Origin of the sequence: Mediterraneibacter massiliensis (genome assembly GCF_001487105.1) — a bacterium.
GTDB classification, from domain to species: domain Bacteria; phylum Bacillota; class Clostridia; order Lachnospirales; family Lachnospiraceae; genus Mediterraneibacter; species Mediterraneibacter massiliensis.
Window position 1 is genome coordinate 449,333 of record NZ_LN913001.1, and the last position, 23,694, is coordinate 473,026.

General features: G+C 45.8%; 22 protein-coding genes. 11 read left to right on the forward strand and 11 right to left on the reverse strand.

What is annotated here, in order from left to right:
* Positions 1-6 precede the first annotated feature (6 nt).
* From hypD to hypA, 5 genes are read right to left on the reverse strand one after another with little or no spacing between them, the layout of a single operon-like run.
* Entirely contained in the window at positions 7-1,101 is a 1,095-nt protein-coding gene (hypD, locus tag BN3282_RS06285) for a hydrogenase formation protein HypD (RefSeq protein WP_059067548.1), read from the reverse strand.
* On the reverse strand, positions 1,091-1,309 hold the full coding sequence (locus BN3282_RS06290; RefSeq protein ID WP_059067550.1) for a HypC/HybG/HupF family hydrogenase formation chaperone: 219 nt from the start codon (positions 1,307-1,309) through the stop codon (positions 1,091-1,093). Before BN3282_RS06290 ends, hypD begins: the two co-directional genes overlap by 11 nt.
* A complete protein-coding gene (hypF, locus tag BN3282_RS06295; protein ID WP_059067552.1) occupies positions 1,300-3,627 on the reverse strand; it encodes a carbamoyltransferase HypF in 2,328 nt (775 codons plus the stop codon). Before hypF ends, BN3282_RS06290 begins: the two co-directional genes overlap by 10 nt.
* A gap of 5 nt (positions 3,628-3,632) precedes the next feature.
* On the reverse strand, positions 3,633-4,286 hold the full coding sequence (gene hypB / locus BN3282_RS06300; RefSeq protein WP_059067554.1) for a hydrogenase nickel incorporation protein HypB: 654 nt from the start codon (positions 4,284-4,286) through the stop codon (positions 3,633-3,635).
* A complete protein-coding gene (hypA, locus tag BN3282_RS06305) occupies positions 4,246-4,629 on the reverse strand; it encodes a hydrogenase maturation nickel metallochaperone HypA (RefSeq protein ID WP_059067555.1) in 384 nt (127 codons plus the stop codon). Before hypA ends, hypB begins: the two co-directional genes overlap by 41 nt.
* A gap of 255 nt (positions 4,630-4,884) precedes the next feature.
* Between hypA and BN3282_RS06310 the strand changes: the two genes are divergently transcribed.
* The 9 genes from BN3282_RS06310 to BN3282_RS06350 all read left to right on the forward strand — a co-directional run bounded on the left by BN3282_RS06310 (position 4,885) and on the right by BN3282_RS06350 (position 15,375).
* Entirely contained in the window at positions 4,885-6,777 is a 1,893-nt protein-coding gene (locus BN3282_RS06310) for an NADH-quinone oxidoreductase subunit 5 family protein (RefSeq protein ID WP_059067557.1), read from the forward strand.
* Positions 6,774-7,637, forward strand: coding sequence for a respiratory chain complex I subunit 1 family protein (locus BN3282_RS06315; protein ID WP_059067559.1), 864 nt, complete (start codon positions 6,774-6,776; stop codon positions 7,635-7,637). The genes BN3282_RS06310 and BN3282_RS06315 overlap by 4 nt, the downstream gene beginning before the upstream one ends.
* 16 nt (positions 7,638-7,653) lie before the next feature.
* A complete protein-coding gene (locus BN3282_RS06320; RefSeq protein ID WP_059067560.1) occupies positions 7,654-8,091 on the forward strand; it encodes an NADH-quinone oxidoreductase subunit B family protein in 438 nt (145 codons plus the stop codon).
* Between the two features lie 7 nt (positions 8,092-8,098).
* Positions 8,099-8,482, forward strand: coding sequence for an NADH-quinone oxidoreductase subunit C (locus BN3282_RS06325; RefSeq protein ID WP_117973768.1), 384 nt, complete (start codon positions 8,099-8,101; stop codon positions 8,480-8,482).
* A gap of 4 nt (positions 8,483-8,486) precedes the next feature.
* Positions 8,487-9,566: a hydrogenase large subunit gene (locus BN3282_RS06330; RefSeq protein ID WP_059067562.1), complete on the forward strand. Its 1,080-nt coding sequence runs from the start codon at positions 8,487-8,489 to the stop codon at positions 9,564-9,566.
* 11 nt (positions 9,567-9,577) lie between these two features.
* Positions 9,578-9,937, forward strand: a complete 360-nt coding sequence (locus tag BN3282_RS06335; RefSeq protein WP_059067564.1) for a 4Fe-4S dicluster domain-containing protein — start codon at positions 9,578-9,580, stop codon at positions 9,935-9,937.
* Between the two features lie 153 nt (positions 9,938-10,090).
* Positions 10,091-11,107, forward strand: a complete 1,017-nt coding sequence (locus BN3282_RS06340) for a LacI family DNA-binding transcriptional regulator (protein WP_059067566.1) — start codon at positions 10,091-10,093, stop codon at positions 11,105-11,107.
* Between the two features lie 79 nt (positions 11,108-11,186).
* Positions 11,187-12,590 carry a sucrose phosphorylase gene (gene gtfA / locus BN3282_RS06345; RefSeq protein ID WP_059067568.1) on the forward strand — a complete coding sequence of 468 codons (1,404 nt, stop codon included), beginning with the start codon at positions 11,187-11,189 and terminating at the stop codon, positions 12,588-12,590.
* A 295-nt stretch (positions 12,591-12,885) separates the two neighbouring features.
* Positions 12,886-15,375: a DUF7601 domain-containing protein gene (locus tag BN3282_RS06350; protein ID WP_059067569.1), complete on the forward strand. Its 2,490-nt coding sequence runs from the start codon at positions 12,886-12,888 to the stop codon at positions 15,373-15,375.
* 172 nt (positions 15,376-15,547) lie between these two features.
* Here BN3282_RS06350 and BN3282_RS06355 read toward each other — a convergent pair whose 3' ends face one another.
* Positions 15,548-16,912 (reverse strand): phospholipase D-like domain-containing protein, encoded by a 1,365-nt coding sequence (locus BN3282_RS06355; protein WP_330382163.1) that lies wholly within the window; start codon positions 16,910-16,912, stop codon positions 15,548-15,550.
* A gap of 249 nt (positions 16,913-17,161) precedes the next feature.
* Between BN3282_RS06355 and BN3282_RS06360 the strand changes: the two genes are divergently transcribed.
* Positions 17,162-18,814, forward strand: coding sequence for a MutS-related protein (locus tag BN3282_RS06360; RefSeq protein ID WP_082667495.1), 1,653 nt, complete (start codon positions 17,162-17,164; stop codon positions 18,812-18,814).
* Complete coding sequence (locus BN3282_RS06365) at positions 18,811-19,809, forward strand: SPFH domain-containing protein (protein ID WP_059067575.1); 999 nt, start codon at positions 18,811-18,813, stop codon at positions 19,807-19,809. Before BN3282_RS06360 ends, BN3282_RS06365 begins: the two co-directional genes overlap by 4 nt.
* A 6-nt stretch (positions 19,810-19,815) precedes the next feature.
* Here BN3282_RS06365 and BN3282_RS06370 read toward each other — a convergent pair whose 3' ends face one another.
* The 5 genes from BN3282_RS06370 to BN3282_RS06390 are packed head-to-tail and all read right to left on the reverse strand — an operon-like array spanning position 19,816 to position 23,689.
* Positions 19,816-20,376: a cob(I)yrinic acid a,c-diamide adenosyltransferase gene (locus BN3282_RS06370; RefSeq protein ID WP_059067577.1), complete on the reverse strand. Its 561-nt coding sequence runs from the start codon at positions 20,374-20,376 to the stop codon at positions 19,816-19,818.
* A 21-nt stretch (positions 20,377-20,397) separates the two neighbouring features.
* Positions 20,398-20,727: a glycerol dehydratase reactivase beta/small subunit family protein gene (locus BN3282_RS06375; RefSeq protein WP_059067579.1), complete on the reverse strand. Its 330-nt coding sequence runs from the start codon at positions 20,725-20,727 to the stop codon at positions 20,398-20,400.
* 59 nt (positions 20,728-20,786) lie between these two features.
* Positions 20,787-22,607, reverse strand: coding sequence for a diol dehydratase reactivase subunit alpha (locus BN3282_RS06380; protein WP_059067581.1), 1,821 nt, complete (start codon positions 22,605-22,607; stop codon positions 20,787-20,789).
* Positions 22,604-22,996, reverse strand: a complete 393-nt coding sequence (locus BN3282_RS06385) for a diol dehydratase small subunit (RefSeq protein WP_059067583.1) — start codon at positions 22,994-22,996, stop codon at positions 22,604-22,606. Before BN3282_RS06385 ends, BN3282_RS06380 begins: the two co-directional genes overlap by 4 nt.
* Positions 22,997-23,689, reverse strand: a complete 693-nt coding sequence (locus BN3282_RS06390) for a propanediol/glycerol family dehydratase medium subunit (RefSeq protein ID WP_059067584.1) — start codon at positions 23,687-23,689, stop codon at positions 22,997-22,999.
* Positions 23,690-23,694: the final 5 nt, after the last annotated feature.

Below are 23,694 nucleotides of genomic sequence, written 5' to 3' on the forward strand. Positions count from 1 at the left end.
AATCGATCAAACTTCATACTGATAAGCTGCCGCACAGGCGCCTTCCGAAGAAACCATGCAAGGGCCGATGGGATGGGCAGGGGAGCAGACCGTCTTAAAAAGCGGACAATCCAGGGGTGAGGCCACGCCTCGGATTACTTGCGCACAGCGGCAGCCGGGGTGTTCTGCATTGGAAGAAGGCCTGAAGTGAAACTTCTCCCAGGCATCCCACTGACGATACTGATCTCTTAGAGTATACCCACTGTCCACAATCGTTCCAAGACCGCGCCAGGTACTTTCGCAGGTCTGAAATACAGCGTTTATATATTCTTGCGCGAGAGGATTTCCTTCCGGGCGTACGAGACGTGTATAGGTATTTACCAGAGCGGGTCTGTGCACGGCGAGCATATGTGTCAGTTCCAGGATAGAATACAGAAGGTCAGCCGCGTCAAATCCACTCACAACAGCAGGAAGATGAAATTCTCGGGGAAGGAAAGCAAATGCGTCAGAACCTGTGACAGCAGCCACATGACCGGGGCATAAAAAACCGTCTACGGCGAAATCTTCTGCCGTGATCAGGGAGCGCAGCGCCGGCTCTGTCTTTTTCAAAAGACTGAGCACAGAGAAATTTTTCACTTGTTCTTCTGCGGCTTTTAAAATACAGGCAGCAGTACCGGGAGCGGTGGTCTCAAAACCGACACCTAAAAACAGAACATCCAGCTGGGGATATGCATAGGACAATTCCAGGGCATCCATGGGAGAATATACCATCTCGACATGTGCGCCTTTGGCCTTTTTTAAGAGGAGATTTTCCTCGGGATCCGTGCCTGGGACACGCAGGAGGTCTCCATAGCTGGCGATCAGAATATGCGGATCCTCCGCAAGAGAAAGGATCGAGTCTATGACATTTGCCGGCGTGACGCATACCGGACAGCCGGGGCCGGAGAGCAGGCGGATGGAGGAAGGCAGGATACTTTTTATGCCTGTACGTGCGATCGACATGGTGTGTGTGCCGCAGATCTCCATTAGTCTGATGCTGCCGGTCTTTTCAGTCAGTTCCTCTACCCGTGCAAGGATCTGCTGCGTTTTTTGCGGAGATTTGAATTCTTTTTCATAGAGCATCGTAAATATCCTCCAGAAATTGTAGATTTTCGCGCGCTTCCGGTTCCGACATTTTCTGTATGGCAAATCCGGCATGCACCATGACATAGTCTCCGGGAGACGCGTTTTGGATAAAATCTATGCGGATTGTCTGGGAAAGTCCTTTTGCCTCACAGACAGCAGACATTCCTTCAATCGTTTTGATCTTCATAGGGATTGCTAAACACATATTATTTCCTCCTTTTTGCTGGCCGCAACCGCCAGTTGTCCAAGACAAATGCCCTCATCATTGGGAGACACATGTCTGTGAGTATAAACGGTAAATCCATTTTGTTCTAAGAGTTCTGTCACTGTGCAGAGAAGAAAGCGATTTTGAAATACACCGCCGGACAGAACCACAGGGAGCCTTTGCGGATTTAGAACAAGGCATTGCTCAAGCGCCATCCGGCAGAGGGTATACATGAAACGAAAGGCAATGAGCCCCTTGTCTGTTTTTTCTTCCAGATCTTTGTATAAAGTCTGGATAAGAGGACGGGTATCAAAGATGCGCAGTCCATTTTTATTATAAAATTCGATCGGATAACACATTTCCGAAAGAGCAGTGGCGCGCATATGCTTAGAAGCCAGATATACGTCTGGGCTTTCATAAGGAGAGAGGGCCTCTGTCAAAGCTGCGGCTTCTCCTTCATAATCGGCTTTAACCTTTTGCAAGAGCAAGGAGCCGATCCCGTCAAAGAGCCGCCCCATACTGGTGGCCCGCAGACAAAGACCAGAGTCGATGAGTCGGGACAAAGCGGTCGTTTTTGCCGAAGAAAGTGGGACATAAGATGTATCTTGTATACCTGCGTCCAAAAGAAGTCCCAGGGCGATACGAGCAATCTCCTGTGTCGCACGGTCGCCGCCGGGGAGCGGAACCGGGCGAATGGTACCGATCCTTTGAAAAGCGGAAAAATCTCCTTTCAGAAATTCTGCGCCCCAGATGGAATCGTCATCTCCCAGACCCATACCGTCCCAGATGATGCCAAAGCAAGGTGCATGCAGATGATTATCTGCCATGCAGGAGGCCATATGCGCCCAGTGATGCTGTACTTGCAGCAGAGGAAGCTGTTCTTTCTCAGACAGCCGGAAAGCTTCCTGTGTAGATAGATAATCGGGATGTAGATCACAAACGAGAAGAGCGGGCTTCAGGCGGAACAAACGACGGAAAGTATGAAGCGTCTCACGGTAATGGGAAAGCGTTTCTGCATTTTTGAGGTCACCGATATGGGGGCTGCAAAAAACATATTTCTCCTTTCCCAGTGCAAAAGAAGCTTTTTGTTCCGCCCCCAGTGCAAAAATACCGTCTGCGTCCTGCCTCGATAAAAAAGGCTGTGGGGTAAAACCACGGCTGCGGCGGAAGAAATAAGGGTTTCCTTTCCATTCCATGACAAGAGAATCGTCACAACGGTTTCGGATCGGCCGGTCATGCAGCAGGTACCCGTCTGCAATACCAGACAGTCCACAGAGTGCTTCCTCGTTAGTAAGCATAACAGGACAGCCGGGGAGATTGGCGCTTGTCATGACGAGGGAGTCAGGGCCTCCGTACATGCCATCCAGAAGAAGAATATGGAGAGGCGTATAAGGAAGCATGATACCCAGGCGTGAGGTGGAACTGATCTTTTCCATAAGAGCCGGCTGCTTTTTGCGCAGCAGTAGGATAGGCCGCTGTATGTCTGTCAGAAGTTTTTCCTCCGCAGTATTTAATATACAGAATTCCCTGGCAGTTTCAACGGAGCGGCACATCAGTGCCAACGGTTTAGATGCGCGGTGCTTCCGCTGACGGAGACACTGTACTGCATCTTCATTGCGGGCGTCACAGGCTAGGTGAAAACCGCCCAGCCCTTTGACGGCCAGGATCTTTCCTTCCCGGAGCGCTTCCTGCGCAGCCTGGAAGGGATCAGAAGAAAGCCGACGGTACGTACTGTCCATATAGAAAACGTGAGGTCCGCATGCAGGGCAGCAGTCAGGCTGTGCATGATACCGACGGTTTTGTATAGTGGTATATTCGTTTTCACAGTCTGCACACATGGAAAATGTCTGCATGGAGGTACGAATCCTGTCATAGGGAATGTCATCTATGATCGTATATCGGGGACCGCAATTGGTGCAGTTGATGAATGGATAGCGATATCTGCGGTCAGAAGGGGTATACAGTTCTTTTTCACATTCCGGACAAGTACAAATATCCGGGGAGAGCAGTGTAAAACCGCCGTCGATAAGGCTTTCTCTGATAGAAAAATCGGGATAACCGACGAAAAGACCTTCCTGTGTTACGTCGATTTCTTCAAGACGGGAAAGCGGCGGTGGGGAAGTCTGCAGTTCTGTAAGAAAACAGTTGATATCCTCGGCGCTGCCTTCTAATTCCCCCTCTACTCCCTGCAGGGTATTCTGTACCCATCCATGCAGACTATATCGGGACGCTAGTCTGTGCAAGAAGGGACGGAAACCGACGCCCTGGACGATGCCCTTTATATGTAGTTTGACGTGCTGTTGGTTTTGTTTCTCCATGGATTCTATTTCGCTTTTTTAATTTGATCAGAAATAAAATGTACAAGTTCATCCAGTCCATCTCCGTTCCGACTGTTGACACAAAAGAGTGGAGCGTCTGGATTGAGTGTCCGATAATTGGAAAATACACGGGACATGTCAAAATCAAAATACGGAAGCATATCTGATTTGCTAAGTACAAGACAATTGGTGTCGGTAAACATGAGCGGATATTTCTCTACTTTGTCATCTCCCTCCGGTATACTAAGCAGAGTGATCCGCAGAGATTCGCCGATATTGAATTCGGCCGGACATACCAGATTACCTATATTTTCTACAAAGATCACATCCAGGTCATCCAACGGAAGACTAGGGAGGATATGTTGGATACTCATTGCCTCGATGTGGCAGGTTCCGTCTGTGTTCAGCTGTACGGCAGGAACTCCGAGAGCAGCGATACGTTCTGCGTCGATCTGTCCTGCTATGTCTCCTTCGATGACGCCGATCTTCCATGTATCCTTTAATCTGCGGATCAGGGCAGTGATCAGGCTGGTCTTTCCGGTACCGGGACTGCCCATGATATTGATCATGCAGATATGGTGCGTATGTAAAACCTCTTTGACTTCCTGACTGACATCTTCATTCCATTCCATGATCTGATGTAAGACTTTGATTTCCATCTATGTCTACCTCCAAACTGTCAATATAAAATTCTTTTCCTGATAAAATCTGCAGATGCAGACCTTTACAGTGGGGACAAAAAAGCTGGCGGGAGGAGATCTCACTGTTTCTGCCGCAGTCTTTGCAGCGGATTTTTAAAGGCAGGATCTTAGCCTGTACCTGCATGCCTTCTGCGATGGTGCCCTCCGCAAGCAGATCTAAATACGTCTGTATACATTCCGGCACGATACCTTTAAGCGCGCCGATACAAAGCCGGACAGAGCGTATTTTTACGGCATTTTGTTCAGCGGCTTTTGTGAGGCAGTATTCGAGCAGATGTTCAGTGATGCTTAGTTCGTGCATGAGAGATGTCCTCCTGTAATTTAACCATTCCTATTTTAGCATATTTGTCAATGGGTGGAGAGTGGAAATTAAGGAAACCATGAAAAATATGCAAAAAAGTGTAAAAATTCTCATGATATCTATTGTAAAATTTGCAAATAAGTACTATAACAGAAATGTATGTTTTGGGATGATGTGAAATAGTCTGAAAATGACAGATTAATATATGCCCAAAATAGAATCTGAGTGAAATAGAGAATGGAGGGAGGTTGGATTATGACATTAGTTCCAGTTTTGATGGGAGTTCCGGCAGTGCTTGCGGTTCTGATGGCATGTATCCGCCAGAAGAAAGTACGGGATATAGCAGTATATATAGGCGCAGGGCTTGTTATGCTTCTTACTGTGGCGTTTATCGTGCAGTGGCAGCAGGCAGGAGCGGGCACGGTCATGCTGTATACATCTACAGAAATGGTGGATACATGGATGATGGCAGGGGAGATATTCCTGATGTGCCTGATTGTATATTTAAGCATAAAATATAAAAAGGTACTGCCGATCATCTTATCGGTTTCACAGACGGCTCTGATGTTTTATATCGAACATACGACAGAATTTGCCGAAGGAGCACATATGAGTGTGGATAGGCTGAGTATATTGATGTGTATCATCATTGCGTTTATCGGCGGATTTATCTGTATTTATACGGTTGGTTACATGAAAGGGTATCACACACACCATAAAGAGGTAGAAGACAGGCAGCCATTCTTTTTTTCTATGTTGTTTTTATTTTTGGCGGCCATGTTTGGGCTTGTACTTGCGCAGAATTTAATCTGGATGTATTTTTTCTGGGAGATCACCAGTGTGGTTTCCTTTCTGATGATCGGATATACACGGTCTGAAGAAGCGGTGCATAACAGTTTTATGGCACTGTGGATGAATTTGTTAGGTGGATTTGGCTTTGCGGCGGCGATAGCCTATATGGCAGTGACGGGCGGCTCCGTACAGCTGACCGATGTGATCGCTTCGGGGGCGGAAATACCACTTCTTTTCCTTGCGCTTGCCGGACTTACGAAATCCGCACAGCTTCCATTTTCTTCCTGGCTTCTTGGAGCGATGGTGGCGCCGACTCCGTCCAGTGCTCTTTTGCATAGCGCGACGATGGTAAAGGCAGGTGTGTATTTGTTAATACGTCTTGCTCCGGCGCTGCATGGCAATCTGGTTGGGATGGTCGTATCCAGCATTGGAGGTTTTACGTTTATCGCGGCTAGTGCAATGGCGATCGCACAGAATGACGGGAAAAAGGTCCTTGCCTTTTCTACGGTGTCTAACCTGGGACTGATCGTAGGATGTGCGGGGATCGGAGTAGAGGAAACAGTCTGGGGAGCTGTCTTCCTTATGATCTTCCATTCTGTCAGCAAATCGATGCTTTTCCAGTCTGTGGGGGCGACGGAAAACAGCCTGGGCTCCAGAGATATTGAGGATATGCATGGACTGATCATAAAGATACCGAAACTTGCGTATATCATGGGAATCGGAATTGCCGGTATGTATTTGGCGCCGTTTGGTATGCTGATCTCGAAATGGGTGGCGCTGAAAGCATTTGTTGATTCAGGCAATGTCCTTCTTGTGATCTTTATTGCCTATGGTAGCGCGATGACGATGTTTTATTGGACAAAATGGCTGGCAAAGCTCTTATGCCAGCATGTACCGCGGGAGGGGGCAAAGGATGTGACACGCAAAGATGAATATGCGTCCATGTTCTTTCATGCGGCTAGTATGCTCCTGCTCTGTCTTTTACTTCCATTTATTGCCATGATATTGGTGAATCCGATCGTGGAGGAATTGTTTGGACAGACGAAGGAGGTTCTCTCTATGAGTGTGCTGACGACAATGGCAGTGATGCTGATTTCGGTGCTGATCGTGCCGACAGTGATGTTTTTTATCAGCCGTGCGTCACACAGACGGCTTGTGCCCATTTATATGAATGGGATCAATGAAGGGGACAACCGATACTTTACAAATAGTCTTGGAGAAAGAGAACATCTATATTTGAGCAACTGGTATCTGCGGTTTGAATTTGGCCGGAGACATCTGCGGCTGCCGTCTATATTGGTGGCTCTTACTATTTTGATCCTTGGATTCTGTCTTGTGATAGGAGGTGCCATATGATCAGTATAATCTCTGTTATATGTTATCTGCTGCTGGCTCCTTTTGCCGGATGTCTGCTGGATGGAGTAGATCGTATCCTCACTGCGCGTATGCAGGGCAGAAAAGGCCCGCGGCTTTTGCAGCCATTTTATGATATTGGGAAATTATTTTCGAAACAGATGATAGCGGTAAATAATGTGCAGCTTCTCTTGAACTTAAGTTATCTGGTGATCCTTATGATCGCAGGGGCGATGCTCTTTGCAGGAGCGGATATTTTGATGGTACTCTTTATTTTGAGTACTGCGGATATGTTCTTGATCATGGCGGCTTCCAGTGATTCTTCTCCCTATGCGAATATGGGCGCCAGCAGGGAAATGCTGCAGATGATGGCGTATGAGCCTCTGACACTGCTTGTGGCGGTAGGTTTTTATCTTTCTGTGGGGACGTTCCATGTAGGAACGATCGTGCAGGCACCGCACAGCGCGGTTCTTTGGATGCCGGGACTTCTGTTTGGCTTTATGTTTACGGCGGCGTTAAAATTCAGAAAATCTCCTTTTGATCTCTCTACCAGCCATCATGCCCATCAGGAGATGGTCAAGGGAATCACGACGGAGATGTCGGGAGCAACGCTGGCGATCATGAATATTGCGGAATATTATGAAAAGATCCTTCTGCTTGGTATTTTCTTTTTGTTTTTTGTAAATAGAGAATGGTGGAGTTGGATCGTGGCGATTTTTGCCTGTGGGATCGTCTATTTTCTGGAGATCGTATGGGATAATATAAGTGCTAGACTGAAATGGAAAACGGTACTGACAAGCTGCTGGGTAGTGACGCTGGTCGCCGGCGGTACCAATATATTGATCTTGATGTTGATCCGATAGCGGGAGGAAGAAAGTTATGAAAAAAATATCAAAATCGCCTTGGCTGCTGCACTATGATGCCAGCAGCTGCAATGGATGTGATATAGAAGTATTGGATTGTCTGACTCCGAAATATGATGTAGAGCGGTTTGGGATCATTAATACGGGAGATCCTTTCCAGGCAGATATTCTGCTGATCACTGGAGGGGTGAACAGTCAGACGGAGAAGGTCGTCTCTCAGCTGTACAGTCAGATGCCGGATCCGAAAGTAGTGGTAGCAGTAGGAATCTGTGCCTGTACAGGAGGCGTGTTTAAAGAATGTTATAATATCAAAGGCGGGATCGACACTGTGATCCCTGTAGATGTATACGTGCCCGGCTGTGCCGCAAGACCGGAATCGATCATAGACGGAGTCATAAAAGCGGTGGCGATACTGGATGAAAAGCGCGCTAAAATGATAGCAAAGAAGGGGTGATACGCCAATGGAAGACAAAAATCAGACGAAAGAAAAAAGCTGCATAGAAGAAAAAAGCCGGATAGAAGAAATTACCTTGCAGGAATTTTTCCCTGCTGTGGTAGATATGAAAACAAAAGACTGGAGGCTTGTACAACTATGCGCCGTATCTGTGGAAGGCGGGTATGAGATGAGTTACTCTTTCTGCAAAGACTATGAGATGATCACGCTTCGGCTTGTGATCAAAGAGGAAGAAAGAATATCTAGTATCACACAGATCTACCCTTGTGCGTTTCTGCAGGAAAATGAGGCCGCGGAATTGTTTGGAGTAAAGATAGAAAATATCAGCCCGGATTACCAAGACCGTCTGTACCGTATAGATAAAACAACACCATTTAAGAAAGAGGAGTAAAGATATGGCAAAGAGAAGTATCATACCTTTTGGTCCGCAGCATCCTGTATTGCCGGAGCCGGTACATTTGGACCTTGTGTTGGAGGATGAAACAGTAGTGGAGGCGATACCAAGTATCGGCTTTATCCACAGAGGATTGGAAAAATTAGTAGAAAAAAGAGATTTTAAACAATATGTATATATAGCAGAGAGAGTGTGCGGTATCTGCAGCTGCGGGCATGGAATAGGATACTGTGAGTCAGTCGAGAAGGTAATGGGACTGGAAATTCCGAGGAGAGCCGATTATCTGCGAACGATCTGGATGGAGATGAGTCGTATACACAGTCATCTGCTTTGGTTGGGGCTTCTGGCAGATGCCATGGGCTTTGAAAGCCTATTTATGGAAAGTTGGAGGCTTAGGGAAAAAATCCTGGATATGTTTGACGCTACTGCGGGCGGCAGAGTGATCCTGTCCGTAAACTGTGTAGGAGGCGTCTTAAAAGATATGGACGGCACTATGCTGCAGGCAGTGCTGGATACGATCCAGGAACTGGAGAAAGAGTTAAAGCCGGTTCTTCATACATTTATGAAGGATTATACGGTATTAAGCCGTTTGAAAGATACGGGTATTCTTACCAAGGAACAGGCTGTCTCCCTAGGAGCAGTAGGACCTACCCTGCGGGCAAGCGGGGAAGCGTATGACGCCCGTCTGTTGGGGTATGCGGCCTATAACGATCTATCGGTGGAGCCGATCACGGAACAGGACGGAGACTGCTATGCCCGCTGTGTGGTGCGCTTAAAAGAACTTTTACAGTCTTTTTCTCTTATTCGGGAGGCAATCGGGAAAATACCGCATGGGCCAATCAACATACCGGTGAAAGGAAACCCGGACGGAGAATTCTTTATGCGGATAGAACAGCCCAGAGGAGAGGCGATCTATTATGTGAAAGGAAGCGGGAAGAAGAACCTGGACCGTTTCCGTCTGCGTACGCCTACGACGAGTAATATCCCTCCTATGGTGGAGATGCTCAAAGGTTGTCAGCTAGCAGATGTGCCGCTTTTGATCTTGACGATTGATCCGTGTATCAGCTGTACGGAGAGATAGGAGGAAAGGATATGGAAAAGGTAAAAGCTTTTGCATTTGTGGGGACAGTACTCAAAAACCTGTTTAGAAAGCCGGCAACGACAAAATATCCTTTTGAGCCGGCTCAATATCCGGAGCGTATGCGTGGTCATGTGGAGATAGACATGCAGAACTGTATCACATGTGGACTGTGCATGCGGGCATGCCCTTCGCAGGCTATCCGGGTAGACCGCAAGGCAGGAACATGGGAAATCAGCCGTTTTGACTGTGTGCAGTGTGAAAACTGTGTCAATATGTGCCCCAAAAAATGTCTGACCATGGAAATAGGGTATACACAGCCGGATGTGGAAAAAACAAAGGAACAATTCATAAAACCGATAGAAGAACCTTGATTTATTGCGATTCTGCACAAAAATAGAAGCACAGAATTATGGGAATCTACAAAAAAGATTCGAGAGTGGAAAATGCGTTGCAGAAGATAAAATACAGTGTTATAATCTAGAGAAATAGGAAAACGTTTTCCTATTTGCAGAAGGAGAATGTATATGGGGGTTACGATCGCAGATATCGCAAAGGAGGCAGGGGTTTCTATTTCCACTGTTTCACGGGTCATAAATAATACAAAGCCAGTGAGTCCTAAATTACGGGAAAGAGTATATCAGGTCATAGAGAAAAATCATTTTGCGCCAAACACGCTGGCACAGGGCTTGATCACAAAGAAGACAAATATCGTAGGTGTGATCGTGCCGGATATTTCAAATGCGGTTTTCGGAGCGCTGACAAAAGGGATAAACAGTGTCTGTTCCCGCAAGGGATATACTATTATGGTATGCGAATCGGGCGGGGAATTAGAGAGAGAATTGAGTCTTTTACATATACTGGAGGAACGGCAGATCGACGGCGTACTCTTTGCGGGCGTAAATGTCAATCAGAAATTGATAGAAACGATGCAGAAGAAAGCGTATCCGGTCGTACTTGTGACTCAGGAATCATCTGTGCAGGGCGAAGTCATCGATACAGTGACACATGACAATATTCAGGCCATCTATGATGTGGTTCTGTTTCTGCATGAAAATGGACATGAGAGGATCGCGTATCTGGGCGGTCTGGAGTACGATTTCTCTTCCGGACAGAAACGCTTGAAAGGATATAGAAAAGCGCTGCGGGAACTGAAGATTTCGGTTCCTTCTTCCTATATAGAGCAAGTACAGTTTTCTTTTCAGGGCGGATACGAAGGGATGAAACGCATATATGAAGAAAATAGTGTCCTGCCGACGGCAGTCGTCACAGGGAGCGATCTGATCGCCATAGGAGCCATACAGTTTTTAAACGGGCAAGGTGTGCAGGTGCCGGAGGAGATCTCGGTGATCGGCTTTGATGATCTGGATTTTGCTACGTATTTTAGGCCGGAACTTTCCACAGTGCGGATACCGTATTTTAAGGAAGGGGAAGCTGCGGCAGAAGAATTGTTAAAATATATGAGCGGCAGTAAGCCAAAGGCTTCTACCCATTACATCCCGCATAAGATCATACGCAGAGGGACTGTGAAGGTATTAAAATAGTAAAAATAAGAGCTGGATGTGACTTCAGCTCTTTTAAAATAAAAAATAGGAAAACGATTTCCTAAAAGGAGGAAGCTATATGAAAAACCAGATTATGTTGATTACTTATGGGGACAGTTTGGGAAAGAACTTCAAGGAGATGGAGGAAATCCTAGATAAACATTATAAGGGTGCCATAGGAAGTATCCATATCCTTCCTTTCTTTCCTTCTTCAGCGGATAGAGGTTTTGCGCCGGAAAGATACGATAAGGTGGACGAGAAGTTTGGAGACTTTGCAGATCTTCAAAGATTGGGAAAGAAATATGAGTTGATGTATGATTTTATGGTAAACCATATTTCTGCCCATTCGCCGTATTATCTGGATTTTAAAGAAAAAAAGGAAAATTCGGCGTATAAAGATTTTTTTATCCGTTATAAAGATTTTTGGGAGAATGGTGAACCTACGCAGGAACAAGTAGATAAAATATATAAAAGAAAACCGAAAGCGCCTTATGTTAATTTGACTTTTGCAGACGGATCAACAGAGAAGATCTGGTGCACATTTGGGGAAGAACAGATCGATCTGGATGTGAATAGTCCGCATGTGAAAGAATTCATACAACAGACGATCCGCTCTATGTGTGAACACGGAGCAGGTGTCATCCGGCTGGATGCATTTGCCTATGCGGTGAAGGAACCGGATACGAGCTGCTTTTTTGTAGAGCCCAAGATGTGGGAGTTGCTATATGAGATTGAAGATATGGCAAAGCAGTATGAGGTAGATATCCTGCCGGAGATCCATGAGCATTATTCTATCCAGCTTAAAATTGCGCAAAAAGGATTCTGGGTCTATGATTTTGCACTTCCTATGCTGGTATTACATGCGCTTTATACGCATAGGGGAGATCGGTTAAAGCACTGGCTTACGATCTGTCCTAGAAAGCAGATGACGACACTGGATACCCATGACGGGATTGGCGTGGTGGATGTGGTAGATCTGCTTTCCCCTGAAGAGATAGAAGAAACAAAAGAGCTGCTCTATGCAAAAGGGGCGAATGTCAAGAAAAAATACAGCAGTGAGGAATATAATAATCTGGATATTTATCAGATTAATTGCAGCTATTATTCTGCTCTTGGCAATAATGATGACGCCTACCTGCTGGCAAGGGCGATCCAGTTTTTTGCGCCGGGCATTCCGCAGGTATATTATGTAGGTATGCTCGCTGGAGAAAATGATTTGGAGCTTTTGGAGAGTACAAAGGAAGGACGTAATATCAATCGGCATTATTATACACCAGAAGAAGTAGAAGAAAATCTAAAACGTCCGGTTGTAGAAAAACTACGGGATCTGATGATATTTAGGAATACATGTCCGGCATTTGACGGAGAGTGTATCTGTGAGAGCGAAGGAGATAAGCTGCTCATCACGAGAAGAAGTGAAGAGGCAGAGGCGGTGCTTAAAGCAGATCTTAGTACGTATCAGTTTGAGATAGAAGTAAAGTAATTTTTGGTTATCAAGGAACTAGTACGGACTGTTCTAAAAAAATTCTTCCAGCTTGCTTTGTGTTCCCTGCGGCTGAAATTCTTGGATAGCCGGAGCAGAAAAGCATTGTTAAACGGGAAAAGTTTAATTTGCCTGCATGTCTTTATGCTTAATAACAATATATTAAAAAATTGTATATAGTATTAAAAAAATTGTATATATTGACCTTTTTGGTATTTTTTGCTTGTAATTGTTGGTTCAGAATGAAAATATTTCAATATAATATAATGCAATTAGCTGATTAAGGGGGAAAAGTATGAAGGCAATGTGGAAAAATTTGTGGAGCGGGCTCGTCTTGAGCAGCTTTCTTTTTGTTTTTGGCATATCAGTATGTGCGCAGGAACCGGATAATACAAGGACGAGCATGGGTGTCAGTTCTTTCGAAGAATTAAAACAGGTTGTCGAAGGGGCGGGCGGGTCGATAGTAGTGACACTTGGAAATGATATTGTCATGGAGGAACCGATCATTATTCAGGACGGACAGGATATTACGATCGTCGATGATGGGACGGCTAGGACGATTTCCGGAGTGCCTGACGCAAAACGCATGTTTGAAATTAAAGAAGGCGGAAAATTGACTTTAAAGACAAGTATTCCGGGGCAGGATGAATTACTGATCATGGATGGAGAGAATTTTACCCATTATCATTCTCAGGATACGGGGCAGATGATCACGTGTAACGGACAATTGGTTATGGAAGGCGGTACGCTGCAAAACAATTATTGTAATGATAGCTGGACAGGGACCATTGTTATAGCAGGAAAGAATGCCGATTTTAATATGAAGGGCGGCGTGGTGAAAGAAAATGTATATGCCCAACAGTTTGGCGGTATTGTGAGAGTTTCTGCAGGAGCCGCGTTTGTAATGGAGGGCGGATATATTATGGACAATGATACATGTCCTGAAGGGCAGATTAACAATGCGGCTGTGTTTGTGGAAGCTAAAGGCAATTCCCGTTTTCAGATGAGCGGAGGGGAGATCAGAGGCAATCATGGGTATTATGGCGGTGTGTTTTTGGGAGAATCGGCATATCCGGATTTTACTTCCCTGGCTGTTATGAAGATGGATGGCGGGAAAATTACGGAAAATACAGCACAGGCATATGGCGGTGGAGTTGCGGTGATCGGTCCGGCCTCTTTTACTATGGAAGATGGAGAGATTACGAATAATAAGGCGTGGACGGGCGGAGGTATCGCGACATATGATTTATATTATTCTGCAGGCGGCAGCGGGGTGTATGATATAGATAGATGGAAACAATTTTTCCCGGCAGAATTTATCATGAATGGCGGGAAAATTGATGGCAATATGGCAATTGGAAACGGAGTAAATGATGGAGGATGTGGAGGAGGAATCTATGTTGGCTCTGACAGCGTAGTGCTGCACGCGGGATACATCACAAACAATACTGCAAATAGACAAGGGGGCGGTGTGTATGTAGGCGCTGTTCCATATAGATTATATATGTATGATACGCTGATCACAGAAAATACGGCAACAATTCTAGGAGGCGGCTTATGGTTCTGTCCGACGGGAGATGCCCAGAATACTGTGACAAATGGCGGAGCAGTATTTGGAAATGAGGCAAAGGCAGAGTCAGGTTTAAAAACGGAAGCTGCAGGGGATGATTTCGTAGCAGTACCTCAGGAGAATAAGAATCATTTTGTGACGCTGGCAGACCGTATGCTGGGCGGTGGAGAAGTTTCGTGGTATAAGGACGGCGGTTCGTATACCACAACGCTTGAGTGGAACAATGTATTAGGACTGCCGGATGATTCTGCCAGATATGATGCGCATGATCCTGGCGAAAGGATCACAGAGATTAAGAATAATAAAGAAGGAATCGCCCTTAAATCTGTTGTATCCGAGGAAGCAGCACAGCTGGCGCGGAAGGAAGCACAGCTGTTTGTAACAGGAAACATGGCGCCGCGGGGAGGCGGTGTGGGATCTAATGGAGCTGTTATCATCGGAATACCGCAGGATGAATGGAATCTGGATATATATAAAGAATGGGCAGATGGAATTCCAGAAGAGCAGAAAAAAGAAGTAACTGTACGCCTGAAGATCGGGGAGTATACTCTGGATACGGTGACACTGAATCAGGAGAATGGATGGAAAGCTTCTTTTACACAGCTGCCTAATCCAGATTCATTGAGCGAAGGGATGATAATCACAGCAATAGAAGAAGGAGATGAATATCTGGTAGAATACACAGATGTATCAAGAGATGAGAAAAATAAAAGGATGGCACTTACGATTAAAAATCGAGTAAAGCCATCCGGTAATCTTATTGTCTCAAAGACTGTGGCAGGCGCAGATAAAGATCGCGCATTTCCTTTTACCGTTACGCTGTCTGATACAACGATAGCAGGAGCATATGGGGATATGGAATTCATAGAAGGGATAGCCCGCTTTACGTTAAAACACAGCGAGAGCAAGACGGCTTCCGGTCTTCCCGCCGGAATTTCTTATACGGTGGAGGAAGAAGAAAGTAAAGAGTATCTTGTAACAAAGACGGGGGACGCGGGAGTCATACCGGATGGAGATACAGCGTATGCTTCTTTTGAGAATCAGGAGATTCCCAAGGAAGAAAGTTCAGATGAAGGCGGAAAGAAGAAAAAGAACGACAGAGAAAAAGTGAGTCCGCAGACGCAAGATGACAGTAGTACATATGGACTTCTGGCGGCTATGGTGCTGAGTGTAGGTATTGGATCGGCAATCCTGTATGCCAGAAAAAAAGCATAGAATATAGTACATGGCATGCGTATGTACTGTGGCATGTTTGAACGAGTATACCCTATTTTTTTCTAATACAATATATGATTTTATCTGAGTGCCGATTTTGTTGGCACTCAGATTTTTTATAGAAGTTTTTGTGCTGCAGGCTCATACTTTCTATAATAAAAAGTGGAAAAGATTATAAAAATCTGCGAAGCGGTAAGGTTATGATACGTAGCAGCGCATAAAAGATTTTTTTCCCAAAGGACATTTCTTTTGGAACGTAGTTTTCTCCATATTGATAGTTACCGCTGTCTGCATCCATATAGCGGCTGTAGGTTTTGTCTGTGACCGCCATCTTCTGCATGATTTGATTTAATTCCGGCGAGTCCACCGCGAGCATTAATTCTGTATCCAGATAGGCGCTGCGCATATCCATATTAAAAGAACCGATGATACTCATGCGGTCGTCGATCAGGATTGCTTTTGTATGGTTGGAGTGCGGTCCCAGATATTCATACACGCGTACATTCGTATCCCAGATACGTTTTTTCTGATTGAGATAGTCTGTACATCCCCAGGGATTCGCTCCGCTGGAGACATCATTGGTGATGATATCCAGACTGGACAACGACTGGCGGGCGGAAGTAAGATCCTGATACATTTCCTTTCCACAGATGATGTAAGGTGTATAGATCAATGCATCCTGCCCGGTATATAAGAGCTGTGTGATACAATACCATACATGAGGTTCTTTATTTTGGGCTTCTACAGGATTGGAAAGAAGTGTGATCTTATTGGCAGACATTGTACAGGAATTCCAGTCCCATTCTTCCCAGGCTTTTGGATAATCGGAACGCAGAGTAGTATAGCGGTTTTTCAGAGTGTCCCGGCAGTCCTGTATCTTTTGGGTTTCCTTTTTACAAAGGAAGTCTTTGCTGTCAGGCAATGCCCATATCGTTTCAAAATACTCCCGCAGTTGTGCTAATGACGTGCCGGAAGCTTCGGCAGTTTCATAGACAAATAATTCTTTGTCTATATTTTGGTGAGAAGAATACTCTCCTAAAAATAGGTTTGTCGTATTACGCCCGCCTAACATATACATGGAATCGTCTATGAGCAGGTATTTGTCGTGGAGCCGGGCCTGTAGTTTCCATGGTTTTAATAAATTGACAGGATTATAGATCTTCAGCTGGATATTCTCATGGGAAACGAAAGCCTGAAAAAAGGGATCGCCTTTAATATCCAGAAATCCACTGATCCCATCTACCACAATCCGGACGTGCACGCCTCTGTCCGCTGCATGTAACAGGGCGGCCATCATATCTTTTCCACTTTCATCTGCATTAAAGTCAAAAGTAGAGAGGATGATCTCTTCTTCTGCGCTCTCTATAAGCTTCAGACGAAAAAGAAGCGCCTCCATGTTGTCTGTAATATAGGCAATCCGTTCGTTTCCGGGGGAATCTCCATAACAAGAATCCGGTTGAAATTGTTTTTTAAAATTTTCAGAGACTTTTTTATGTGGAATATAAGGAATCACAATGGCACTTATGTAAATCGCCAAAAGAATTAAAAAAAGAAACAGTGCTTTTCGTGTTTTTTTGAGTGTGGAAGATCTTTTTTTCGTCATTTGTCATACCTCGTGTATTGATAGTCAAAAGTGCAGAATTTTGTAGTGCAGAATTCTTTTTTTCATCTTTATGTTATATATAGCAGTTGGGCAGCAGTATGTCAAGAGTATAGAAAAAGTGCCGAAGACAGAAAAAATATTTTTTCTATTGACAATTGATCATGCCAGTACTATTGTATTAACATGATAATACAAAAGGGAGGCGTAATATTGGTTGGTATTTTGACTGCGGCGGGTATATGTATGTTTGCACTGTCAATTTCTTTGCTGAACAGGCGAGCAGTGCGAAAAAAGCAGAAAATATATCTTGAAGAGAAGTTCGGGACAGTTCCACCGGACATAGAATTTAATGAAAACATAAGAAATTATTACGAGACATTTGTGGATACGCCGGGCGTGGATGATATTACCTGGAATGACTTGTCTATGGATGCTGTTTTCTGCCGGATCAATCAGTGTGACACATCTGCGGGGGAAGAACTTTTATATGCCCAGCTCCGTAAAGGGCAGCTTTCTGATACAGAATACAGACAGTTGGAACGGAAGATCAAGGCAGCAGAAAAGGAAGAAGACCGTCTGGACATCGAAAGGGAACTGATGAAGATCGGAAAATACAGAGGTTCGTATTTTATCCCATCCTACATGGACGCGTTGGAAGAATATCGGATGAAACATACGTGGCTCTATCAGACACTGCAAATTTTATTCTTTGCGGCGCTTATCTTCTTCTTTATCATCCCGGGGACCGTGACAAGCACATTGCTGTGTACAGTATTTGGAGTGAATCTGGTCTTGTACGCTGTTTTGAAAATGCGGTATGAGGTCGAACTGCAGATGGTTGGAACGGCGGTGGATATGCTCAGACATGGAAGACAGCTTGTGAAGAAGGAAGTGGTAGCTGATCTATATCCGGAGTTAAAGAAGAGTCTGCGGGCATTACAAAATGTGACACGCAGTGTTACCTTGCTGCAGTCGCAAAAAAACGGGGGATTTTCAGGAGATGTTTTCGGTATACTGCTGGATTATATTCTGGGTGTGACGATGTGGCAGATTGTTACATACAATAAGGTTATTAAAAAACTATGTAAAGATATAGAAGACTATATGATCGTATATCGTTCCATCGGAGAACTGGATATGGCTGTCAGTATTGCGTCTTTCAGAGAAAGTGTGCCTTGGTACTGCATACCGGAGTTTCAAGATAAGAAAATCATCGATATGAAGGAAATCTATCATCCGCTTTTAGAACAGCCGGTGGAAAATTCGCTGTTCCTGGAGAGGGGCTGCATTATTACCGGTTCCAATGCGTCTGGGAAATCTACTTTTATAAAGGCAGTAGCGGTTTGCGCGATCCTGGCACAGTCTATACACACATGTACGGCCGGGGAGATGAAACTGCCGAAATGCCAGGTGATCACTTCCATGTCGGTAAAAGACGATCTGTTTGCCGGGGAGAGCTATTTTATTAGAGAGATCAAATATCTAAAACGGATCCTGGACAGTCTGTCGGAGGAAAAAACGACGCTCTGTGTAGTCGATGAGATATTGCGTGGAACGAATACAGGAGAGCGGATACGAGCCTCTATGGCGATACTGAAATATCTGTATGATAAAAATTGTATCGCATTTGTGGCAACCCATGACAGAGAACTGACGGAACTGTTGGCAGACGAGTATGAGAATTACCATTTCAGTGAAGAAATCGGAGATGAGGACATTTATTTTAGTTATAAGATACAGAAAGGCCCGTCTGTTTCACAAAATGCGATAAAATTGTTGGAGTTTGCAGATTTTCCGAAAGAGATCATAGAGAAAGCGAAGGAGGTTATCGGATGAACGGAGAAGAAAAGCAAGTAGGAAAGGAAAAAGCAGTAAAGGCAAAAAATGGATATGGCATGTTGTTATTATGGATCCTGGGGATGATAATAAGTATTGGTCTTATGATCGCAGGACCTCTCCTTTATTCATATGAAAAGGTGAATGGAGGAATTATGGGAACGGTACTTATGCTGGGGATTGCATTGCTGTTGATCTCTATCATAGGTTTATGTGGACTGAAGGTGTTGAATCCAAACGAGGCGTATGTGTTTGCATTATTTGGAACATATTATGGAACGATAAAAGAAGCAGGGTTTTTCTGGGTCAATCCATTTTGCACAGCGCTCAACCCCACAGTACGCCCGGCAGCGCCTGTTGTGACGGCAAACGGCTCGGCACGGTCTGCTTCTGTGAGTATGGCAAATAAAAAAGTATCATTGCGTACAATGACACTCAATAATGAGAAACAAAAGGTCAATGATGAGCTTGGCAATCCGGTGGAAATCGGCGCAGTCGTAATATGGAAGGTGAGTGACCCGACCAAGGCGGTGATCAATGTAGAGAATTATAAGAACTATTTATCTATTCAATGTGATGCGATCATACGAAATACCGCCCGTAAGTATCCTTATGATACGAGTGCGAAAGGGGATGAAAAATCGCTGAGGGGAAGCAGCCAGGAGATTGCCGAGATCATGAGCCGGGAACTGCAGGAAAAAACGGAAAATGCGGGAATACAGATTCTAGAAGTAAGGATTACACATCTTGCTTACGCGCCGGAGATCGCTTCTGCAATGCTGCAGAGACAGCAGGCGGCAGCGATCATCGACGCGCGGCAGAAGATTGTAGAAGGCGCCGTAGGAATGGTAGAAATGGCGCTTGCCAGATTAAACGAGCAGGAGATCGTCCAACTGGATGAAGATAGAAAAGCTGCGATGGTAAGCAACCTTTTGGTTGTATTGTGCGGAAATAAAGATGCGCAGCCAATTGTAAACAGCGGAACGATCGTGTAGCAGAGTCTATTTATTTTTCAATAGATTTTGTACGACAGTTTCTTTGATCGTTCCTTCCTGTGTATGCATTGCCTGATAGTCAACAAAACGTGCCGCTATATACAGAAAATCAGAAAGCCGATTTATATACTGCATGGCCTTTGCGTCACAGCCGTAATTCTGTTCCACTTTACGGAAACGCCGTTCGGCTCTCCGGGCAACGGCGCGTGCCACATCCAGACGGGCAGACTGTTCACAGCCGCCGTATAAAACAAATTCCTTGGCACGAGGAAAGGACGCTTCCATTTGGTCGATCGACTCTTCCAATATAGCAGTTTCCTTAGGATCCAGATTATAGTCCAGATTGCGTGGGTCGGCGATCTTGGCCATGATCTGGATCAGATTTTTTTGTATCTGTGAGATCTGGCTGTGTAAAGGTTCGTCACAGAGCACTTTTGCAAGTCCCAGATGACTGCTTAACTCGTCGATCGTACCGAGCAGTTCGATACGATCGTCAGATTTAGAAACCGTGATTCCATTCATCAGAGAAGTCTTTCCGCGGTCTCCCTGTTTTGTGTATATGTTCATAGGATCGTCCTCCTTATTTTCCTATCGAAACGGCAGCTTTTTGACTGCGCGCGCGCTATTTGAACCGATATTGCGGGCTTCTTCCCAGGTGGGATGAAGATAACTGTCTATGTTGCGTCCCTTTTCCAGTCCCCGCATTTTTAAGCATACGGCGGTACCGAAGATGCCGATACCCGAACCAAGCATAGAATCTCTTGCCGCCTTATAGGCAAGCTTTTCCATGCAGGTATCGGGAAATTCTGTTGTCTCATAGAAGACACCTTCTTCCTCGATCCCGGCACATACGTTTCGCAGTACGGCAGAATCTGCCTCATGTGTATAAATAAAAATAGAGGGCTTTTTTATAATCATCTGTTTGTTCCTTTTCTTTTATGGAGATAGAGGAAAGTGTGAAAGACACTTTGTTTCTCCTAGGCAGAGGGTTCACCAACATAGGAGAGAACCAGTCCGGTGGCAACTGCGTTGCGTGGACCTTCTGTGCCGCGTATATTGCCGCGTCCGCATACGATACGGTATTCTGCCAATTCTTCCATCAGCATTTCCGGTATCTCAAAATCTTGTGCTGAACCTCCTACCAATACGACATTGGAAATATTCTTTAAGTTGTGTCCCGGAGCGACTTGCCTAAGCGCCCGGAAGGCATTTGCGGCAAAGACTTTTCGCTTTGCGTCCCGGCGTACCTGGACGATCTTCTCCATCGGTATATCCTGCTCTATGCGGACATATCCATGTTCAGTCAGAAGGATCACCCTGCCGAAAAAGCGTGGATCGATAGATTCTTCGACAAAGGTCATCTGTCCATTTTCCATACGCATATGGAACAGGCTTTCCACTTTAGCAAGCGGATATTTCTTTATCTGCTCTGCGATCCGCCTGTCTCCGAGTCCCAGTTCTGTTTCAATGAGCATGGAGACTAATTCTCCGGCGCCGGCCTGGTGTGTCATCGTTACCTGCCCGTTTTCGGAAATAACAGCGGCGTCGGTAGAGCCGCCTCCCATATCCAGGATCGCAAGAGGAAGCTGTGTGCCCGGTGTGGTCAGGGCGCCCAGACTTGCCATGACAGCCTCGACTCCGGCGATAGTGACCTCTGTGCCTAAGTCTGCTTTCAGACGAGCTGCGATCTCCTGCATAGGGAGCTTCTGTGTCTTGACCATGGCTGCGATCCCTACGGCTTTTTCCAGACAGGTCTCCCCGGCGAGAGCGCCGGAAATAAGTACAGGAGCCAGTGTATCTACAGCCAGGATATCGGTAATGCGTATATCTGCCGAGGCGGCAGGATCCAAAGCATGCATACCTTGTTTGATACGGGTGAACATATTGCCGACGTTTGTGTCAGGCTGTCCGCTGATGTCGTATATACTGCCGGCATCAGATACGGCTTTCATGATTTGGTCTGCGCCTTCATCCAGATTGATGGAGATCGTCTGGCTGCCGTTTAAGTAGATTTCTCCGGCGGGAAGCACATTTTCATGCACATTTCCGCCGGGTGTCTTTAAGACGACGGCACTGCGTTTTCCGATCAGACTCTTGGCAATCGGGGTGACAGTACGTGTTTCTTCTGCGTTTAGATTGAGAAGTGTGGCAATTCCATACGGATTGGAGAGCATGCGGATAGTCTGCCCGGGAAGTGCGACTTCTATTGCGGCAGGTACCCCGTCCGGCAGCTTATCGATATGCAGGACTTCATCGATGATCGGGATCTTTTTGCGGAGGCGGTTATAGACAAGAACCGCCTCATCTGCCTGCAGGATGAGGCCTGTGATCTTAAGCTGCTGCGCCAAAAGATTGATCTGTGCGGCGATTTCCTCATAAGGATGCTCCCGGGATACAGCGATGATATAAGGCGTGTCTTTGACAGCGCGGACCAGATTGTCATACAGCAGGATCTCGCCTGCCGCCTGGCCGGCGCCGGCAGGAGTGGAGGGATTGTGTCCGATCATGGAAGAATCGGTGATGATCGTCTCTGTCAGCGTCTCCATAGCGGTGTCCCCGATGACAGGGGCCGCCTCATTCAAACGGATACAGCGCAGGCTGGAGATCCCTTCTCCGATCTTTTCCATTGCGCGAGAGAGCGCAGTCTTTATGCCGTGTACATTTTCCAGGGTACCTTTCGTGCCCGTAGTAGGGCATGAAGAACTGGCACGGAAGATAAGTGCTCCGTTTTCGGCAGCTTCTCCCACGCAGACTTCTGTTGTGGAATTTCCAATATCAACTCCTGCGATATATTTCAAAGTAAAATACCTCTCTTTTCATACACTTCTGCAGCTTCCATCACAAGCTTTGCACAGTTTTTTGCGTTGTATTTTTCTAACAGTTCTTGTGCCATCATTACCAATTCTAACTTTGTAGAACGGTTCGGGCGTAGTTTGTCATACATTTTCAGGATCACATCATCTGGAACATCTACCAGTTCTGCGGCGCGCTCGAAATTCTTTTCCATAGGGGCGTTGCCGTTTTCTTTTGCTACCTGCCCCTGTGCGCGGAGTATTTCTTTTGATATTTTGATGTCATCCGGCGAGATATGGTTTTTCATGACCTCATCCAGTGTGATGTCCGTGAGTTTTTTTCCTGTTTTAGAAGTGATACGTTCCTTTTCCAGTTCGCCTAAAGGGTACTGCATTTATTTTCCCTCCCATTCAATGATTCCGGTTTCCGGGTCCAGCTGTTCTGTCTCCGCGATATGCATGATCGCCGCTTTGACCTGATATTTTGGTCTGGACATAGGGTCGTTTGTACAGGGGATAGGCACCACCTGTTCCCCTTTGACATATTTTGCCGCGTTTTTTCCGATCTGGCGGTAAGTTTCCAACGTCATGAGAGGAGCCTGGGGGAATAACTCCAGGTTCGAGAGTGGGTACAGATCCTTCTGGTGGATGACAGTCGTCCCTTTGGACTGAATACCTATACCGATGCCGGAACCAGAGAGTTTTGCCGCTTCCAATGCCATGAAACAGACATCGGACGTATCCAGGATCTTGACGACTCGCGGCAGCATTCCTTCTTCTTCGATCCCTGCTTTTACATTCCTGAGTACCTCGTCCAGCGGGATCCCGCTGATTGTTTTCGTGATCTCCTTTTGGAAAGCGGCGCCGACGCCGATCACGACTTCCTTGGGGTCTGTGCCTTTGACAGCGCGCGGATACGCTCGGTAAGAAGTTTTTTCTTCATTGATACGCTCTTTTCCTGCCAGGGAAATATTCTCTTCAGACAAAGAAGCATCCGGGGAGGAGGCATCTGTGGAAGAAGCAGTCTGTCCCATCTGTGTCAGGACGGCGGTTGTGATTTGTTTGATTAAATCTTCATTGATCTGCATGATTT

Coding starts and splice junctions, on each gene's coding strand:
- BN3282_RS06365 (WP_059067575.1), top strand. CDS start 18,811: ATGAACGGAGAAGAAAAGCAAGTAGGAAAGGAAAAAGCAGTAAAGGCA.
- hypF (WP_059067552.1), bottom strand. CDS start 3,627: ATGGAGAAACAAAACCAACAGCACGTCAAACTACATATAAAGGGCATC.
- BN3282_RS06335 (WP_059067564.1), top strand. CDS start 9,578: ATGGAAAAGGTAAAAGCTTTTGCATTTGTGGGGACAGTACTCAAAAAC.
- hypB (WP_059067554.1), bottom strand. CDS start 4,286: ATGGAAATCAAAGTCTTACATCAGATCATGGAATGGAATGAAGATGTC.
- BN3282_RS06370 (WP_059067577.1), bottom strand. CDS start 20,376: ATGAACATATACACAAAACAGGGAGACCGCGGAAAGACTTCTCTGATG.
- BN3282_RS06325 (WP_117973768.1), top strand. CDS start 8,099: ATGGAAGACAAAAATCAGACGAAAGAAAAAAGCTGCATAGAAGAAAAA.
- gtfA (WP_059067568.1), top strand. CDS start 11,187: ATGAAAAACCAGATTATGTTGATTACTTATGGGGACAGTTTGGGAAAG.
- BN3282_RS06390 (WP_059067584.1), bottom strand. CDS start 23,689: ATGCAGATCAATGAAGATTTAATCAAACAAATCACAACCGCCGTCCTG.
- BN3282_RS06340 (WP_059067566.1), top strand. CDS start 10,091: ATGGGGGTTACGATCGCAGATATCGCAAAGGAGGCAGGGGTTTCTATT.
- BN3282_RS06330 (WP_059067562.1), top strand. CDS start 8,487: ATGGCAAAGAGAAGTATCATACCTTTTGGTCCGCAGCATCCTGTATTG.
- BN3282_RS06350 (WP_059067569.1), top strand. CDS start 12,886: ATGAAGGCAATGTGGAAAAATTTGTGGAGCGGGCTCGTCTTGAGCAGC.
- BN3282_RS06385 (WP_059067583.1), bottom strand. CDS start 22,996: ATGCAGTACCCTTTAGGCGAACTGGAAAAGGAACGTATCACTTCTAAA.
- BN3282_RS06315 (WP_059067559.1), top strand. CDS start 6,774: ATGATCAGTATAATCTCTGTTATATGTTATCTGCTGCTGGCTCCTTTT.
- BN3282_RS06320 (WP_059067560.1), top strand. CDS start 7,654: ATGAAAAAAATATCAAAATCGCCTTGGCTGCTGCACTATGATGCCAGC.
- BN3282_RS06290 (WP_059067550.1), bottom strand. CDS start 1,309: ATGTGTTTAGCAATCCCTATGAAGATCAAAACGATTGAAGGAATGTCT.
- BN3282_RS06310 (WP_059067557.1), top strand. CDS start 4,885: ATGACATTAGTTCCAGTTTTGATGGGAGTTCCGGCAGTGCTTGCGGTT.
- hypA (WP_059067555.1), bottom strand. CDS start 4,629: ATGCACGAACTAAGCATCACTGAACATCTGCTCGAATACTGCCTCACA.
- hypD (WP_059067548.1), bottom strand. CDS start 1,101: ATGCTCTATGAAAAAGAATTCAAATCTCCGCAAAAAACGCAGCAGATC.
- BN3282_RS06375 (WP_059067579.1), bottom strand. CDS start 20,727: ATGATTATAAAAAAGCCCTCTATTTTTATTTATACACATGAGGCAGAT.
- BN3282_RS06360 (WP_082667495.1), top strand. CDS start 17,162: ATGATAATACAAAAGGGAGGCGTAATATTGGTTGGTATTTTGACTGCG.